Source organism: Paenibacillus sp. FSL R7-269 (assembly GCF_000517865.1).
In the GTDB taxonomy this organism is placed as follows: domain Bacteria; phylum Bacillota; class Bacilli; order Paenibacillales; family Paenibacillaceae; genus Paenibacillus_AQ.
Genome location: NZ_ASPS01000028.1, coordinates 35,882 through 52,087 on the forward strand (window position 1 = coordinate 35,882; position 16,206 = coordinate 52,087).

At 53.1% G+C, this 16,206-nt stretch carries 16 protein-coding genes; 4 read left to right on the forward strand and 12 right to left on the reverse strand.

Annotated features, from left to right (window positions below; translation table 11 throughout):
• Positions 1 to 76 precede the first annotated feature (76 nt).
• A complete protein-coding gene (locus C162_RS14415) occupies positions 77 to 682 on the forward strand; it encodes a histidine phosphatase family protein (RefSeq protein ID WP_036695183.1) in 606 nt (201 codons plus the stop codon).
• A gap of 134 nt (positions 683 to 816) precedes the next feature.
• Here the strand turns inward: C162_RS14415 and C162_RS14420 are convergent, their stop codons facing one another.
• Entirely contained in the window at positions 817 to 1,863 is a 1,047-nt protein-coding gene (locus C162_RS14420) for an aromatic ring-hydroxylating oxygenase subunit alpha (protein ID WP_036695184.1), read from the reverse strand.
• Between the two features lie 379 nt (positions 1,864 to 2,242).
• Here C162_RS14420 and C162_RS14425 point away from each other — a divergent pair, with 379 nt between their 5' ends.
• The gene (locus C162_RS14425) at positions 2,243 to 2,785 is read left to right on the forward strand and encodes an NADPH-dependent FMN reductase (RefSeq protein ID WP_036695185.1); all 543 of its coding nucleotides are present in this window, start codon (positions 2,243 to 2,245) and stop codon (positions 2,783 to 2,785) included.
• Between the two features lie 93 nt (positions 2,786 to 2,878).
• Here C162_RS14425 and C162_RS14430 read toward each other — a convergent pair whose 3' ends face one another.
• Complete coding sequence (locus tag C162_RS14430; RefSeq protein WP_036695186.1) at positions 2,879 to 3,940, reverse strand: LuxR C-terminal-related transcriptional regulator; 1,062 nt, start codon at positions 3,938 to 3,940, stop codon at positions 2,879 to 2,881.
• 123 nt (positions 3,941 to 4,063) lie between these two features.
• On the opposite strand from C162_RS14430, the gene C162_RS14435 reads away from it, so the two are divergent.
• Positions 4,064 to 5,200: a saccharopine dehydrogenase family protein gene (locus C162_RS14435; protein ID WP_063829019.1), complete on the forward strand. Its 1,137-nt coding sequence runs from the start codon at positions 4,064 to 4,066 to the stop codon at positions 5,198 to 5,200.
• On the opposite strand, the gene C162_RS14440 is transcribed toward C162_RS14435, so the two are convergent.
• Genes C162_RS14440 through C162_RS14450 form a run of 3 tightly spaced genes read right to left on the reverse strand, consistent with a single transcriptional unit; the run spans position 5,163 to position 6,680 of the window.
• Positions 5,163 to 5,936 carry a DUF817 domain-containing protein gene (locus tag C162_RS14440; RefSeq protein WP_036695239.1) on the reverse strand — a complete coding sequence of 258 codons (774 nt, stop codon included), beginning with the start codon at positions 5,934 to 5,936 and terminating at the stop codon, positions 5,163 to 5,165. The genes C162_RS14435 and C162_RS14440 overlap by 38 nt on opposite strands.
• A 29-nt stretch (positions 5,937 to 5,965) precedes the next feature.
• Complete coding sequence (locus tag C162_RS14445) at positions 5,966 to 6,181, reverse strand: helix-turn-helix domain-containing protein (protein WP_036695187.1); 216 nt, start codon at positions 6,179 to 6,181, stop codon at positions 5,966 to 5,968.
• 10 nt (positions 6,182 to 6,191) lie between these two features.
• Positions 6,192 to 6,680, reverse strand: coding sequence for a DUF2975 domain-containing protein (locus C162_RS14450; RefSeq protein WP_036695188.1), 489 nt, complete (start codon positions 6,678 to 6,680; stop codon positions 6,192 to 6,194).
• A gap of 320 nt (positions 6,681 to 7,000) precedes the next feature.
• Here C162_RS14450 and C162_RS14455 point away from each other — a divergent pair, with 320 nt between their 5' ends.
• Positions 7,001 to 7,672: an O-methyltransferase gene (locus C162_RS14455; protein WP_036695190.1), complete on the forward strand. Its 672-nt coding sequence runs from the start codon at positions 7,001 to 7,003 to the stop codon at positions 7,670 to 7,672.
• Positions 7,673 to 7,749: 77 nt separating this feature from the next.
• Here C162_RS14455 and C162_RS14460 read toward each other — a convergent pair whose 3' ends face one another.
• The 7 genes from C162_RS14460 to C162_RS14490 all read right to left on the reverse strand — a co-directional run bounded on the left by C162_RS14460 (position 7,750) and on the right by C162_RS14490 (position 16,196).
• Positions 7,750 to 8,661, reverse strand: coding sequence for a metal ABC transporter substrate-binding protein (locus tag C162_RS14460; protein ID WP_327196382.1), 912 nt, complete (start codon positions 8,659 to 8,661; stop codon positions 7,750 to 7,752).
• Positions 8,662 to 8,663: 2 nt separating this feature from the next.
• Positions 8,664 to 9,506, reverse strand: a complete 843-nt coding sequence (locus C162_RS14465; RefSeq protein ID WP_036695192.1) for a metal ABC transporter permease — start codon at positions 9,504 to 9,506, stop codon at positions 8,664 to 8,666.
• Positions 9,499 to 10,242: a metal ABC transporter ATP-binding protein gene (locus C162_RS14470; RefSeq protein ID WP_200869207.1), complete on the reverse strand. Its 744-nt coding sequence runs from the start codon at positions 10,240 to 10,242 to the stop codon at positions 9,499 to 9,501. Before C162_RS14470 ends, C162_RS14465 begins: the two co-directional genes overlap by 8 nt.
• Positions 10,243 to 11,098: 856 nt before the next feature.
• A complete protein-coding gene (locus tag C162_RS14475; RefSeq protein WP_051493500.1) occupies positions 11,099 to 12,412 on the reverse strand; it encodes an alkaline phosphatase family protein in 1,314 nt (437 codons plus the stop codon).
• A 1-nt stretch (position 12,413) separates the two neighbouring features.
• Positions 12,414 to 13,640 (reverse strand): MFS transporter, encoded by a 1,227-nt coding sequence (locus C162_RS14480; protein ID WP_036695194.1) that lies wholly within the window; start codon positions 13,638 to 13,640, stop codon positions 12,414 to 12,416.
• A 106-nt stretch (positions 13,641 to 13,746) separates the two neighbouring features.
• Positions 13,747 to 14,454 carry a response regulator transcription factor gene (locus C162_RS14485; RefSeq protein WP_036695195.1) on the reverse strand — a complete coding sequence of 236 codons (708 nt, stop codon included), beginning with the start codon at positions 14,452 to 14,454 and terminating at the stop codon, positions 13,747 to 13,749.
• Entirely contained in the window at positions 14,451 to 16,196 is a 1,746-nt protein-coding gene (locus C162_RS14490) for a sensor histidine kinase (RefSeq protein WP_036695196.1), read from the reverse strand. Before C162_RS14490 ends, C162_RS14485 begins: the two co-directional genes overlap by 4 nt.
• Positions 16,197 to 16,206: the final 10 nt, after the last annotated feature.

The window sequence follows — 16,206 nt, forward strand, 5'->3', positions numbered from 1 at the left end:
TAGCAGGATATCCTTCTTGAAGGAATCTTCAAAGGAATTATACTAACGCATCATAGAACAGGAGGCCGAGGAGCAGTTGGCGATTTATCTGGTAAGACACGGCAAGGATGACGAAGGATATCGCGGCGGATGGAGTCAGCGGGGGCTGATGACCCAAGGCTACAGACAGGCCGAGAAACTGGGCTGTTTTTTGAGAGAGAATTCGGCTTCATTCCCTATACATCGTATAGTCAGCAGTGATCTGCAGCGGGCGCTGGATACAGCCGGCGAGCTGGCAAGAGAGCTGGAGTTACCCTTAGAGCGCAGTATAGATTGGCGGGAGATGAACAATGGCGTGATTGCCGGTATGCCGAACGAAATCGTGAATGAACGATACCCCGGCTTGTACTTCTCAGGACTGCGGATGGACGAGCGTTACCCCGGCGGAGAGAGTCCGCTAGAATTCTTCACTCGGATTCAAGAGACCTTCACCCGGCTCTGCGAAGAGCATGCGGATAGCGGCTCTGATGATAACCTAATTATTGTTACACACGGTGGTGTCATAAATATCATCTATCACATAATCAAAGGGATCGACTGGAATAACCGCGACAGTAAATTCCCGGCTTCCTATGCCAGCCTGCACAGAATTGAGCTTGTGGACGGAAGCTGGAGCCTTTCGCTGGAAAATTATACGGTCTAGCTGCTGCCGCTAACACTACGTTACGCAGGCAGCCTCCACCCAATCGACACAACAGAACACGCCCGGCTGCCGAGATTCTGCTCTCTGCTGCCGGGCGTGTTCGTTCATAATGCCTAAGTAATTGAAATAATGAATCAGGACGTATAATTCTGCCCCAGTCCAAGGCTGCTTAGCAGCTGTCTGTAGGCAATGGATGTGCGGTCTGCCGGAATATGGGCTTCAGCCTGCAGATCCAGCGGCAGATCCTCCGGTGTCTGCGACTCCACCATTTCTGCATCCTCCTGGAACACCTGGAGATTGAACTTGATGGTATCCTCGATCGGGGCGTTCTTGTCGAAGTTGCGCGAGATCGGACAGAACAGCCGGGTATAACGGGCCGACACCGGAGAAGCACAGTTCAGAATCTTAAGCCTGCCCTCATCCGGGAAGTAGACAGTCAGCGAAGCGGCGAACGGGGCGAATACCCGGAACTCCCGCAGCCACTGGAAGCCTTCCGGCGCGGGATTCTCCTGCCCTTTGCCATAGTTACTGACTGTGCTCCAGTATTCAGCCACCAGCTCCGTCTCTCCTTCACGCCACACCTTGTACTGCGGGACTTCTGTATTATTGCGGTCACCGAAGGTTGCTGTATGCACGTAGGCGAAATGGGATACGTCCAGGAAGCCCTCCATCTGCCGCCCGGAGGAACCGGCAATATCGAAGCTCGGGATCAGAATATTAATATAGTCGGGATCATCCCAGGCCGGGAAGGCGGGAATCTGCTCCGGCGCATCTGCAAGGCAGGTCCAGATCAGACCGTAGCGTTCGATGGCCGGATAGACGATCAATTTCAATTTGGGCGAGATTTTGGCGCTTGGATGCGCCGGTACCGCAGTACATTTCCCCTCACAGTTATAGCGGAACCCGTGATACGGGCAGACAATCTCCCCGTTCTCCACCCAGCCCTTACTCAGCGGCGCTCCCCGGTGAAAACACAAATCCCGGGCAATAACCACCTTGCCTCCGCTGCGGTAGCATACCAGCTTCATATCCAGCAGCTTCACTGCCACCGGCTGATCCTGTACCTCTGCTGCCGTAGCCACGGGATACCAGTACTGGGCCAGAATACGCCAGTCTTCAGGCGAGAAGGTGCAATCACGCGGGAGTTCAAGCTCTGCCTGCCGTTTCTTTTCCTCTATCATGGCTGCCCCACCTCTCCATCTATTATAGATACTTAAGATTCCTTAATTATATGTCAGAATAACTAACTTGTTGAGTGTATTTTAAGCTATTTTCATCATGGCAATCAATTATTTAGCTGAAAATTTTGTTTTTGAGCCTAGAAACAACTATATAATGTTATGCAAAGTGACATATTAACCTTGGCTGGAACAGAGATATAACACCTATAGCGGTCCATTACCTCCCCCTTGATTCGGGACGGTAATTAGGCCGCTTTAATTTTTAGCTAAAAATTTAACTAGGTTTCAAAATTTCACTTGCTTTATTAAAGTTATCAGCTATAATAAAAGAATATTAAGCAAAACAAATTACGGAAAACAAATTCGAGGAGGAATTACAATGACAACACTTAATATCGGAATTATTCTTGGAAGCACACGCCAGGGCCGCGTTAGCCCGCAGGTAGGCGAATGGGTGAAGGGGATCGCTGATGCCCGTGGAGATGCTAATTACGAAATCGTTGATATTGCCGACTTCAAGCTGCCGATGTTTGGGGAAAGCGACAGCTACGCCGAAGCCCAGGCTTGGGCAGCTAAGCTGGCTACCTTGGACGGATTTGTATTCATCGTTCAGGAATATAACCACAGTCTATCCGGAGCACTGAAGAACGCACTGGATTCTGCCCGTGAAGAATGGAACAATAAGGCTGCCGGGATCGTCAGCTACGGATCCGCCGGAGGCGCACGCGCCGCTGAGCATCTGCGCGGAATCCTCGGCGAATTGTCTGTCGCCGACGTTCGTGTTCACCCGCTGCTCTCACTGTTCACCGACTTCGAGAACGGCTCGGTGTTCAAGCCGGCTGACCTGCATGCTGCCAATGTCAACGCTATGCTGGATCAGGTCTTGGCCTGGAGCGGTGCGCTGAAGACACTACGCCAGTAAGAGTTCATTCGAAGCAGTTCCAGATCTGTAAAAGTCTAAACATGAAGCAAGGGGAATCTCCAGCCAGGCGGCTGTGGAGATTCCCCTTATTTGTTATCGCGGAAGCAACCGGCTGATCAGCTCTCTGCGGCTGGACACGCCTGTCTTGGCGAAGATGGATTTCAAATGATCCTGTACAGTGTAGGCAGAGATGTGCAGCGATTCTGCCAGTTCCTTGGTCGATAACCCCAGCGCCAGCAGCTCCGCAAGCTCCTTCTCCCGTGCGGTCAGGGCGAAGGCTTCGGCCAGCAGCCGGAAGACATCCCCGGAGCGGGCACTCACCAAGGATACGGCGAGCTGTCTCTGGGGACCGCCAAGCAGACTTGCGGTAACCGTCAGATACGCCCCGTCTCCGGCCTGGAGACTTATTCTTGCCTGAGAAATCCCGGTTCCGGCGGGCTTCTCCGCGCCTAGCACCCGCAGGCAAACGGCATGCACCGGTCCGGGAAGCCGGCCTTCCTCCAGCTGATCCAGGTTCCAGATCTGCTTCAGCCAATAACGGGCTGCTGCATTCGCACTAACCGGGACCAGCCGCTCACTCAGCACCAGAATACCGTTATCCTCCGGCACTGCCCGCTCCGCTCCGGATACCGGCAGGACAGAGGCATACGCGCGCAGACGTTCAGCAATCAGTGGAGCTGCCGAAGCCAGCAAGGCGCATTCCTGCTCCTCAAACGGCGGCTGACCCAGCGGACGGAATAGGGTCAGGAACCCCCAGCAGACCCCGCCTGTGCGCAGCGCCACGCGCAGCTCATCCCCGAATCCGGCGGGCTGCAGCACCTTGCGGTAACGCGCGCTTTTCTCCAGGCTTCCCCCGGTCACTCCGCTTAAGCAGACTGCCGGAATATCCGACGCCGCTAACTGCTCATACTTCATATAATCCTCATGCAGATATTCATATTCGAACAATAGCGGATGAACCTCTTCAAGTCCCTGCTCCGTAACCGACCCTGTCGTTAAAAGTGTATGCGGGTCTACTGTCGTACAACAGGCTGCAGCGAATGGAACCAGCAGGCGGAGCCTGGCAATCACTGCTTCGCGGTACTGCTGTGAATTCAGCACCGGGCCGCCCCGGGCAGGGTCAAGCTGTAATAGGCTATGTACTCCCTTGTTCATCTTCTGTCCTCCCCGAAATCCCACAAATGTGGGATAGTCCGCTGCCCGCCTTAGCAGGATAATGATACATAACGTTAATTATACCGCAGATCCTGCAATCCACCACGAAGGACGGGAATAATCATGAAAACAGATATAGTAGTAATCGGCGGTTACGGACATGTCGGATCACAGATATGCCGGATTCTCGGGGCACAGCACCCCGGCAAGGTCTACGCAGCAGGAAGAAACCTGCACCGGGCCGAGGAATTCTCCCGCAGTACGGGCGGATACGTGAAACCGCTGCGCTTGTCGGCGGAGATGCCGCTTTCCCCAGAGCTGCTGGAGAAGGTTAAGCTGGTCGTTATGTGTCTGGATCAGCAGGACACCCGGCTGGCCGAAGCCTGCCTCCAGAGCGGCACCCAATATGTAGATGTCTCGGCAAGCGGAGACTTCCTGACCATGCTGCAAAGGCTCGACCCTGTGAAGCATAAGCTCAAGGGGGCGGCAGTGCTAAGTGTCGGCCTCGCGCCGGGGCTAACGAACCTGCTTGCGGCACGGGCCGCCCAGGAGCTGGACCATACGGAGCAGATCGACATCTCAATCATGCTGGGACTGGGTGACAGCCATGGACAGGCAGCTATGGAGTGGACGGTGGACAACCTCGGAGCCGACTTCGAGATCACCGAGCACGGCAGACCGCGCACCACCTCAAGCTTCACAGAGGCTAAAGCAGCGGATTTCGGCTTTGCACTGCGGACGCATAGAGCCTACCGTTTTCCTTTTTCGGATCAGATCACTCTGCCTCAGACCCTTAATGTCCCTTCTGTCTCGACCCGGCTCTGCTTCGATTCACGGAGCATGACCTCAGCCGCAGCGCTGCTGCGCCGCACCGGACTCTCCCGTCTGCTGCGTAACCGGACGCTCCGCAATCTCGCGGTCCAGGCATTCACCCGCTTCCGCTTCGGCTCCGAGCGCTATGCGGTCAAAGTCGATGCCTACGGGACGAAGGACGGCCGACCCGCCTCCAGAGAATACGGCATTACAGGCTTGCATGAAGCCTCCATCACGGCTCAAGCGGCGGCCGGGATCGCCTTGAGACTCTATGAGTCAGCTCCGTCTCCCGGTGTCTATCACATTGAGCAGCTATTCTCCCTTGATTCCAACGGGGAACAATGTTCGCTAATCCCGTCGGTTACCGGAGGAACTGGACCATCCTTCCGTTATCCGCTGGACGGACTGGCTATCTGGACCCGCTCCGGCCGGCCTTCACATGCTTAAGCTGGGCAACAATAATCACACTGATAATCACCAGCAGGAACCATGAGCTGATCTTGCCGAAGCCTACCAGGTGCCAGCTCTCGTGCTGGTCCGGGTATTGCCATGCCCCCAGGAAGGTCGCGATATTCTCGGCCAGCCAGATGAAGAACCCCACAATGGCAAAAGCCAGCACAAGCGGCATCCGGTACGTCTTGCCTTGCACCCGGTAAATGATCCAGGTTCTCCAGAATACCACTACTACCAGGGCTGTCAGCCACCAGCGGAAATCGGGAATGAAGTGGTGGGTGAAGAAGTTCAGATAGATCGCGCCGCCCAGCAGTCCCGCCGAAGCCAGACCCGGCCAGCCGGTCAACTCCATCTGCAGCCTGCGCCAGATCTGGCACATGAAGCTGGCCACGCTGGCGTACATGAATCCGCTGTACAGCGGAACGTCGAACAGCTTCGTATAGCCGGGTTCCGGGTAGGCCCAGGAGCCCATTCTTATTTTATACATCTCCAGCACCAGTCCAATCACATGAAACACACAGATAACCTTGATCTCATCCAGCGTCTCCAGCCCGCTCCGGTACATCAGATACTGTACAATAAGCAGGATCAGCAGAATCAGATCATAGCGGTGGATGAACGGCAGCTCTGCTGTCCGGGTCAGGATTAACGTTCCAAAGATCGCTACAGGAAAGATACAGCTCATCGCCTGATGGTACGCGAAGTGCAGCAGCCGTGTCATGGCTCTCAATACCGTTCCCTCCCCACTCCCGGCGCCCATTATTCTGTAGCCTCCGGTGTGTATTCCAGAATATCTCCCGGCTGGCAATCCAGCGCCTTACATATTGCCTCAAGCGTTGAGAAACGGATCGCTTTGGCCTTGCCGTTCTTAAGAATGGACAGGTTCGCCATCGTAATTCCCACCCGCTCTGTAAGCTCTGTTACACTCATTTTCCGCTTAGCCAGCATCACATCAATATTAACGATAATCGCCATGGTCGCCACCTCAGACTGTCAGATCATTCTCAGATTTCAATGCTATCGCTTCATTCAGGAGCTTCTGGAGTACCGCCGCGAATACTGCAATCACCATGGAGGCGAAAATAAGGACCAGCCCGATCACAATAATGCCCGGGGCATCGTCCTTCTCCGCCATCAGATAGAACAGCGGCAGCCCTAAGGTGAACATTCCGCTGATCGACACTGCCGCATGCTTGATATGCTTCAGCACCCGTACCGAGTCCTCCGAGAAAGCCTCATTGCGGTCGATTAAGCCTAACAGTCTGTATGCCTGAGACAGTGCTATGAAGAACGGCAGAGCCGCCCCATACAGATCTGTCATCACCAGCACCTGGATATACGAATGGCCGGGATACAGCTCCGCTGCGAAGTCACCGATAGCCGGGACCGCGAAGATACACAGGGCCAGCGCGGCCAGCGCGAACACAATAAGCACCGCCTTCAGAAACGTGGTTGAGCCTGGCTTACGGTTCATTACACATACTCCTCACTTGTTATGGTGAGTTTAATTTAGCATAATATTTATCGTTTATCAATATATTTTAATCGAAAAGAAATATATTATTATTGTTCATCATTCCCGGCAGATATCAATAAACCGCTGTAGCCCGGCTGCATAATAGAAAAGCCTGAGTGGATGAATGTTAATAAATACGTTCCTATTCATAGGTCATATTCATAACCAATACTTATGTTTATGACATTATCATATATTAGTATTATGAATGATAATCCCTTATATTTAAAGCAGTTCCAATACAACAATACAAAAAAACAACTAATGGAGGGATTCACATGGAAGAACAGAACAAATGGAGCAACGTAGACGCTTATTTCAATGACCGGTTATTGACGGCTGATCCGGTCCTGGACGCTGTGCTGGATGCGAATACAGGGGCCGGCTTACCGGCGATTGATGTCGCTCCGAATCAAGGGAAGCTGCTGTATCTGCTGGCCAAAATGAAGGGAGCATCCAACATTCTGGAGATCGACACGCTGGGCGGTTATAGCACCATCTGGCTGGCGCGGGCGTTGCCGGAGACGGGCAGACTGGTCACACTGGAATTCGAGCACAAGCATGTTGTAGTGGCTGAGGATAACCTTAGAATGGCGGGGCTGGCAGACAAGACGGAAGTACTGGAAGGTCCGGCGCTGGATTCGCTGGCACTGCTGGAAGCCCGGGGATGTGAGCCGTTTGACTTCATCTTCATTGATGCCGACAAACCGAATAATCCGCATTACCTGAAGTGGGTGCTGAAGCTGGCCCGGCCGGGTGCGGTCATTGTGGCGGATAATGTAGTGCGTGACGGCGAGGTAATTGACCCGGACAGTGCGGATGACCGGGTTCAAGGCATCCGGCAATTCATGAAGCTGCTCGCAGAGGAGCCGCGCATAGATGCTACTGCTATACAGACGGTAGGCAGCAAGGGCTATGACGGATTCGTGCTCGGGATTGTCAGCGCTTGAACTATGCACAATATCGGAAATAACCCGCCAAGACTGGATAAGCAATCCATCCACGTTGGCGGGTTATTTGTTGCAGCCTATCGGGACAAGCCCTCTATCACCTGATCGATATTCCACTTGATCATCTTCAGGTAGGTGTCTCCGTCTTCCCCTTCCTTAGCCAGAGAATCTGTGAAAATCCTGGAATGGACCGGCACCCCGGTCTCGCGGGAAATCGTCTCCATCGTCTTGGGATTGACACTCGTCTCCAGGAATAACGCCGGAATCTGCTTCTCCTTGATAATGCCGATGATCCGGTTCATCTGCTCCGGTGTTCCCTGGCTGTCAGTGTTGATCTCCCAGATGAAGGCAGACTCGAAGCCATAGGCCTGGGAAAAGTATTTGAAGGCTCCTTCACTGGTGACCAGGACGCGCTTCTCCTGCGGGACCTTGCTCACAGCTTCCTTGGCATACTGATCCAGCTCCGTCAGCTCCTTCACGTACGCGGTCTGGTTATCCAGATAATATTGCTTGTTGTCCGGGTCCTGTTCGATCACACGTGCGGTAATGACATCCACATACTTGACCGCGTTCTGTATATCCAGCCAGGCATGAGGGTCAACCTGGGACTCCTTCCCCTTCTCGGTTAGGTACATCGGCGTGACCTCTTCGGAGACGGCAAACGCGGCAGCTTCCTTTTTTGTCACCTTGAGCAGATCCTGGAACCAGCCCTTGCCGGTCTCCAGATTCAATCCATTATAGAAAATAAGGTCCGCGCTGGAAACCTTGCCTGTATCTGCAGGCAGCGGATCATACATATGGGGGTCTGTGCCGATAGGTACCATGCTGTAGACCTCCGCCTTATCTCCGGTGATATTCCGGGTCATGTCTGCAATGATCGAATACGTGGCCACAATCTGCAGCTTGCCGTCATCCGCTCCCCCCTTACTGGTGTTGGAGCATGCGGCGAGTAGTAGAATGAGTAAGGATGCCGATATTATTTTGAACAGTCTCATGCTTGCTTCAGTCCTTTCCGCAGAAAATTATTCTTGGGCGATATGATGAATGAAATGCTGAACAAGGTGACGCCTACCAGCACGATTGTTGCACTTGTCGGCAGATTGTAGCGGAAGCTCACGTATACGCCGATGATCCCCGAGGCTGCCCCAACTGAGGAGGCTAATACGATCATATGCAGCAAGGAATTGGACCACAGATACGAGGTGGCTGCCGGGATGACCAGCATCGCGATGACCAGTACAATCCCAACCTGAGACAAGGAGGAGACGGTCACTACGGAGAGCAGCATCATCAGCAGATAATGATAGAAGCCGGTCTTCAGCCCGTAAGCCTTCGCTACCACTGGATCGAATGAGCTGATCAGCAGCTCTTTGTACAGCAGTGTAATAATGGCAAGCACCGCCAGCATGATGATGAAGGATTGCAGCAGCTCGGATTGCGGGACAGCCAGAATGTTACCGAACAGAATATGAGTGAGATCCAGCCCGCTTCGGGCGAACGTAATCAGGACAATCCCGAGTGCAAAGAAGGAGCTGAGAATGATACCGATAGAGGTATCGCTCTTGATATTGCTGCGGCTGGTGATGAATTGAATGAGAATAGCGGCTAACAGGCCGAACAACGAAGCGCCCAGCAGGATGTTGATGCCCAGAATATAAGACAGGGCGACGCCCGGAAGCACTGCGTGAGATAAGGCATCGCCCATCAGCGACATTTTGCGCAGAACGATGAAGCTGCCCAACGCCCCTGAGACAATCCCGAGAATAATTGCAGATAACCCGGCGTTCAGGGCGTAAACTGGAATATTCAGCAGACTGGATAAGGACTCAATCATGAGAAGCACCTCCTGCACCCTGGATCATTACGTTGCCCAAGGATGTACCGTAGGCTCTGCGGATATTCTCTGTGGTGAAGGTATCCTGCACATCTCCGAAGGCGATAAGCCGCTTGTTAAGCAGAATGATTTTGTCAAAATATTCTTCAACTTCATGCAGATCATGGTGCACCACCAGGATGGTCTTGCCTTCCTCACGGAGCTGCTTGAACAGGTTCACAATGATACGCTCACTAACCATATCAATGCCGACAAACGGCTCATCCAGGAAAAACACACTGGCCTCCTGGGCCAGCGCCCGGGCGATAAACACCCGCTGCAGCTGCCCGCCGGACAAATTGCTAATCTGCTTATCAGCAAGGTCACCGATCTCCACCATCGCCATGCTGCGCTCCGCAAAAGTCCTCTCCTTCTTACCCGGACGCCGGAACAGCTTCAGGTTCGGATAAGTTCCGGTCAGCACCGTATCCTTAACTGTAATGGGAAAAGTCAGGTCAATATCGTTCTTCTGCGGCACGTAGGCAATATTCCGTCTGTACAGGGCAATGTCCTTCCCTTCTGCCTTTACCGTTCCGCTTCTCTTCTTGATCACATCCAGCAGCGCCTTAATGAAAGTGGACTTCCCAGCGCCATTGGGCCCGATAATGCCTACCGAATGCCCGAAGGGGATATCGAGCGTCACACCCTCCAGCGCCGAGTTGCCGAAATAATCAACGTTTAAACCCTTAATCTGAATCATGTCAGCACCCCATCTCCTATTTAGCCTAACTGACTAAAATAAACTAATGATTTTTTGGTTTGGGATTGGCCGTGACTCCAGAGAAGTTTTGGACTTCAGGCCGCTGCCCAATTTGGATTTCCTGATTAAAACCGCTCTTCGCGGTAGAAATCCAAATACAAAGGCGGACGCTACCGCTCCTCCAGTTCTAAAATTCCCCTCCGCCACTTTTCCCTTTACGTATATTTTCAAGTTCAATCTCTATAGCAAATTAATGAATCTATTGTGTATATTGTTTCTCATATACACAATTGTTTCTCTAAGGAAACTTTTATTCTTATGGATAATATATTTGATCATAGGCAAAATGTCAACGGTAATTTAAATTTTAATTACAGTCGTGCCGTTGATTAATGTTCAGGGGCGGCGCCCCCCTCTTAGCGGCAAACAGGTGGAAAAACGTATCTTAATCAGCCCGCTTTAGGCAAATATAAGGAAATAAGCGGAAATATTACAACTAAAATAGTTTGTTTGGGCTTCTGCGGCTGGATGGGCTGAAATTAAGTGTTGTTTATACAACTGTTACCCGGGAAGCGCTCATTCGTTCATCAGCAAGTGGAGGAAATCCGCCTGTTTCCTAAGGCTAACGCTACTCTACTAAGCGCCAGCAGATTGTATTTGCTTTTCCGCATACGTTTGGCCTACGGGTACACGCACCCCACCCCGCAACACCGCATGAGCAAGCTATCATCCTATTCGCCGATACAACCAACGATAAAAAAAGCCCGACCCGGCTGCCGCGTGTGCGGACATCCTGATCGGACCGATGGAAGTTGCTCTATTCATCACTCACACTACCATTACTATCCCCCCGCTACTCCTCAAAAATCTCCTCCAGCACACGCCCGTCCCCCGGCCCGAACCGGAGCCCCAGCATCCGTCCCATCGTCGGGGCGATGTCGACCATCTCCAGATCACCGATGGGATAGCTCTGCTTGATCCCTGCGCCTGCGATGACGAGATTGCAGCGGTACCCGCTTGCATCCGGGGAGTAGCCGTGCGTAGCATAGCGAATGCCCTCCGCCTGCAAATCGGTGACCAGCGTGTCCGCCAGCGCTTCATCGAAGCTGTAGCCCCGCTGTGCTTCAAGCATGACTTTTGCCACCGGGCTGGCATGGAGCTGCTTCAGCGTCTCTTCCGTGTATACACTCTCAATTCCCGGTGCTCCGTCACGCCTGTATTCATCCACCGCCGCCAAGGCCAGCTGCTGCGCTTCCTCATCTCCGGGCTGCACATGCAGATAAGCTGAACCGCCGCCGCTCTGGAAGTAGGCCCGCCACTGCATCACGCCGTCCTTCTCATAGATCAGTCCTTTGGCCTGCAAAAGATTGTTCACATGCATCTTGTAGCGCACATTGAACTGACCATGGTCGCCCAGTACCATCATCACCGTCTCCTCCCGGATTCCGGCATCCTCAACAGCCTGCATGATGTCACCCAGCCGATTGTCCATCCGCAGGATGACATCGTCTACTTCCCCGCTGTCCGTGCCGCACAGATGCTTGGTGTCATCCAGGTCGATCAGATGCATCATCAGCAGGTTCGGCTTATGCCGCTTGATCGTATCGGCGGCGCACTTCGTGGTGAAGTTATCGAGCTGCGGCTGGGCGATGCCCTGCCTGATTCGTCCGTATTTCAGCTCCAGCCGGGCGCAGTACAGGGGACTGCCGCTTCGCAGTACCTTAAGCGCCTGGTTCTCCCCTTTTAACGCACGGATCTCTGGAATATTATACTGAATCGAGGACTTTCCGCTTACCGGCCACAGAAGTCCCGCTGTACTCAGCCCCGCTTTACGCGCGGCATCATAGATTGTTGGCACCTGAACCGCCTCACGGAACCAGAACCAGCGCTGCTCCTCCTCCGGCACGAACGGCTGCAGCGGATTGTTGTGATAGATACCGTGTTTATCCGGGTAGACGCCGGTAACGATGGTAGTATGCACAACGTAAGTTAGCGTGGGATAGACACTTCTGAGACGGTTGCTGTAAGCACCGCTGGTGATCAGCTTCGACAGATTGGGCAGGCGGCTGGCCATCTCCCAGTGATCTTCAGAGAAGGCATCATAGGAGATGACGATCAGATGCTTGGCTGCAGAGGGTGGTTGCGGTGGCAAACCAGTGGATTCCATACTATGTCCCCTTTGGCAATGTGATGAAGATGAAGAAGCCGATCAGAAAGAGCGGGATAATCGACAAAATACTATAGCGGGCATCTCCTACCAAGGTAGTGGTCAGAGACATTAAGGCAGGGCCAAGAATCGCCGCGAACTTGCCAAAAATATTATAGAACCCGAAGAATTCATTGGAATTCTCCTTCGGGATGATTTTGGCGAAATAGGACCTGCTGAGTGCCTGAATGCCGCCCTGGGCCGAGCCGATCAGCGCACCCAGCAGGAAGATATGCCACACCGAAGTAATGAAGAACGCTGCGATACAGGAAATAACGTAGGTGAATATCCCGGCAATAATCAGGGCCCGGGCGGAGTAGGTTTTGGCCAGATTGCCATAGAGAATCGCGCAGGGAAAGGCAATAATCTGGATGATGAGCAGAATTCCCAGCAGTGTGAAGGTGTCGAGGGCTTCTGTGCCGAGGACGGAGGTTGCGTAAGGCACAACCATTTTGATAATCGTATCTACTCCGTCAATATAGAAGAAGTAAGCAAGCAGGAACACAAAGACGATTCGGTGCTGGCGGATATTCCCGAAGGTGGCAGCGATGCGTTTGAAGCTCCGGGCCACAGGCTTCGGCTCAGGCTCGATATAATATCTCTGCTTCACATCCCGGATCATCGGCACCGTCAGCAGTCCCCACCAGAGCGCCGTAATGATGAACCCGATCTGGTAGCCGATGGCCTTGTCCATTCCCAGCAGGAAGATCAGCAGCAGACTGATGCCGAACGGAATACAACTGAAGATGTAGCCGTAGGCGAACCCTCGCGTTGACACCTTGTCCATCCGTTCATCCTCCGTAATATCCACCAGGAAGGAGTCGTAGAAGATATTAGACCCGGCGAAGCCGACCGCTGACAGAATGTAAAAGGCAACAAGCAGCTGCCATTGCCCGCTGGCAGGGGACACAAAGGCCAATGAGGCGGTTGAAAGGATACCGAGCGCAGCGAAAAAAATAAAGAACCGCTTCTTCCGGTCCTTATAATCCGCAATCGTGCCGAGAATCGGGCTGAGGACCGCGACCAGAATACTGGCGATCGAGTTGAAATACCCCAGGTCCATGCTGCTGCCCACATTATCGAACATCCCGAAGATAATCGGCAGCAGCGCCGTAGTCACGGCCATCGAATACGCGGAATTCCCGCAGTCGTACAGAATCCACGATCTCTCCTCTTTGCTTAGCTTCATCTCATCTTCTCCTCTTATAACCGATTGTTTCAGTTATATCACGCGAACGTATGAAGCATGTTAATGGGGTGTAAAATCATTGGCGGATGATTACGCAGAAGCAGCTTTAGTGATCTTGCCGGTAAGCCCCAGGGGTGCTGCCGGTGTATTTTTTGAACACCTTGTTGAAGTAATGCTTGTTCTCATACCCGACCCGGCGTCCGATCTCGACTACCGGCAGATCCCGGTGGAGGCTCAGCAGCTTCTGCGCTTCCTTGATCCTGGTGGTATTCAGGTAATGGACGAACGTATCGCCGGTGACCTTCTTGAACAGGCTGCTGATGTAATTCGGATGAAGGTCCATCAGCTCGGCCAGATGATCCAGGGACAGGTCATTCATATAATTCAGCCGGGTGTAGGCAAGAATCCGCTTGGCATGCGGCGGACAGTCCGTACTGTCCACGGAGGGAAGATTCCGCTTCACCTGACTCAGCAGCCGGGCTACCTCCTCCTTATCCACCGGCTTCAGCAGATAATCCACTACCCCGTAGCGGAGCGCCCGGCGGGCATATTCGAAGTCATCATGTCCGGTAAGAATAATGAAGCGCTCACATAAACCGTTCTCCTTCGCCTCCTCCATCATCTCGAACCCGTTCTTCTCCGGCATATGCAAGTCCGTTACCGTCACATCCGGCATATATTCCTTCATGATCTGAAGCGCCTCGAAGGCGTCGCCGGCCTCGCGGATCTCAGCTCCGGCCGGCGCGGCTCCGCCAATCACCTTCACCAGCCCTCCAAGGATAATCGGCTCATCGTCTACGATCAGAATTCTCATGCTTGCTCTGCCGCCCCTTTCGATAGGATGATGGTCAGGCAGGTCCCCTTGCCCTCCTCACTCTCAAGAATCAGCCGTGAGGTCCCGCCATAAAATGATTTAATCCGCTCGCTGACATTATACAGGCCCACGCCTCCCTCTGTCTCTTCCTGAGTGTTCAGCTCCTCCCCGCGGGATAACCGGGCGCGAAGCTGCCGCACCTGTTCTTCAGGAATACCCATGCCGCTGTCCGACACGCTGATTCGGATATCCTCCGCCGTCTCCTTCGCCTGAATCAGGATATGGACCGGCCGCAGTGTCACGGCAGCTCCGTGAATAATACTATTCTCGACCAGGGGCTGGAGGATGAATCTTGGACAAATCAGGGCCTCGGCAGCCACAGCGATATCGACCTCATAGGTGAGTCTTTTTTGCAACCGCATTTTGTGAATATTGAGGTAGAAAACTACGGTCTCAAGCTCTTGGGAGAGCACGGTATGATCGTCCTGGGCGGACAGGCTGTAACGCATCAGCTTACCGAACCAGTAAGAGATCTCCGCCACTTCCTTGTCATTGTTCGATTCGGCCAGCATGCGGATAGTCTCCAGCGTATTATAGAGAAAATGCGGCTTGATCTGGGCCTGGAGCACCTTGTAAGCGGCTTCCTTATTGCGCAGCTCGGCCCGGTGGACATTGTTGATCAGCTCATCCATGCGCAGAAGCATCGAATTATAGGTCTCGGTCAGGAAGCTGATCTCATCCTTGCGGCCCGGCTTATCCTCCTTGCTGACCGACTGCTTCAGGTTGTCGTCGTTCAGATTGCGCATATGTCTGGCGAGCCGGAGAACACGCTTCGTAATCGTTGAAGCAAGAGTGTAATACGCGAACGACAATAACGCAAGCAGTACTGCGAATGTCGTTATCATCACCAGCTCCTGGCTCCGGATCGAGCGAAACACCTCGGATACCTTGCCGATTACGGCAACACGTACGCCCAGTTCCTTCATATATAACTGATTAACAATGACTTCCCGGTTGATAAAATAGGTCTGTGCTTCTCCCGAGGCCAGTCTGCTCCAGGTGGCATCGTCCACTGCTGCGGGAATGCCTTCCCGCTCCAGCGGCTTGCCCTCTGCGGGCAGAAGCAGCGCGGTCCAATCCCCTCCGCCTGTCGCCCGATAGAACTTGCGGATCAGCTCACTGCCGACCCGCAGCTCCAGCAGTCCCACAATCTCGGTAAAGTCATTATTATATATATTCTGATAGAACACCAGCGGGGGAGCTTCCACCTGGGGATCGGGAATCATCCACTTGCCCTGTCCCGGCCGCAGCATACGGGTAGCCTCGGCACCCTGTTCAACCAACGCCGATAGTTCGAGCAGACGGTCAGTAATGGGCAGCACGCCCTGCTTGGTCAGATAGATTCTGAACGTCTCAATTTCAGGACTGATATTAAGCGATTGTATAATCACCGGATTAATATAACGGTTGTAGGCATATACACTCTCTGCGTCCGTCTCATAGCTGCCGTCCAGATAATCGGTTACATATGGATTGTATTGCAGCATCCGCTGCGTGGAATCAATCCGGGCCAGGTCTGCCTTCATATTGGCATAGGCCTGCTCCAGAATCTTCTGACGGCTCTCCACAAACTGGCCGCTTACAGAGTCATAGATCTTACTATAATAATAGTAGCCAAACGTAACTACTGGAATAAAAATCAGAAAGATATATCCTACTATCATTTTGCGTACAATGCTCACGGCAGTCTGT

What these genes read in the sequence shown, in the direction of transcription:
- C162_RS14420 (WP_036695184.1), bottom strand. Translation starts at nt 1,863, where the DNA reads ATGATAGAGGAAAAGAAACGGCAGGCAGAGCTTGAACTCCCGCGTGAT.
- C162_RS14425 (WP_036695185.1), top strand. Translation starts at nt 2,243, where the DNA reads ATGACAACACTTAATATCGGAATTATTCTTGGAAGCACACGCCAGGGC.
- C162_RS14430 (WP_036695186.1), bottom strand. Translation starts at nt 3,940, where the DNA reads ATGAACAAGGGAGTACATAGCCTATTACAGCTTGACCCTGCCCGGGGC.
- C162_RS14435 (WP_063829019.1), top strand. Translation starts at nt 4,064, where the DNA reads ATGAAAACAGATATAGTAGTAATCGGCGGTTACGGACATGTCGGATCA.
- C162_RS14445 (WP_036695187.1), bottom strand. Translation starts at nt 6,181, where the DNA reads ATGGCGATTATCGTTAATATTGATGTGATGCTGGCTAAGCGGAAAATG.
- C162_RS14450 (WP_036695188.1), bottom strand. Translation starts at nt 6,680, where the DNA reads ATGAACCGTAAGCCAGGCTCAACCACGTTTCTGAAGGCGGTGCTTATT.
- C162_RS14455 (WP_036695190.1), top strand. Translation starts at nt 7,001, where the DNA reads ATGGAAGAACAGAACAAATGGAGCAACGTAGACGCTTATTTCAATGAC.
- C162_RS14465 (WP_036695192.1), bottom strand. Translation starts at nt 9,506, where the DNA reads ATGATTGAGTCCTTATCCAGTCTGCTGAATATTCCAGTTTACGCCCTG.
- C162_RS14475 (WP_051493500.1), bottom strand. Translation starts at nt 12,412, where the DNA reads ATGGAATCCACTGGTTTGCCACCGCAACCACCCTCTGCAGCCAAGCAT.
- C162_RS14480 (WP_036695194.1), bottom strand. Translation starts at nt 13,640, where the DNA reads ATGAAGCTAAGCAAAGAGGAGAGATCGTGGATTCTGTACGACTGCGGG.
- C162_RS14485 (WP_036695195.1), bottom strand. Translation starts at nt 14,454, where the DNA reads ATGAGAATTCTGATCGTAGACGATGAGCCGATTATCCTTGGAGGGCTG.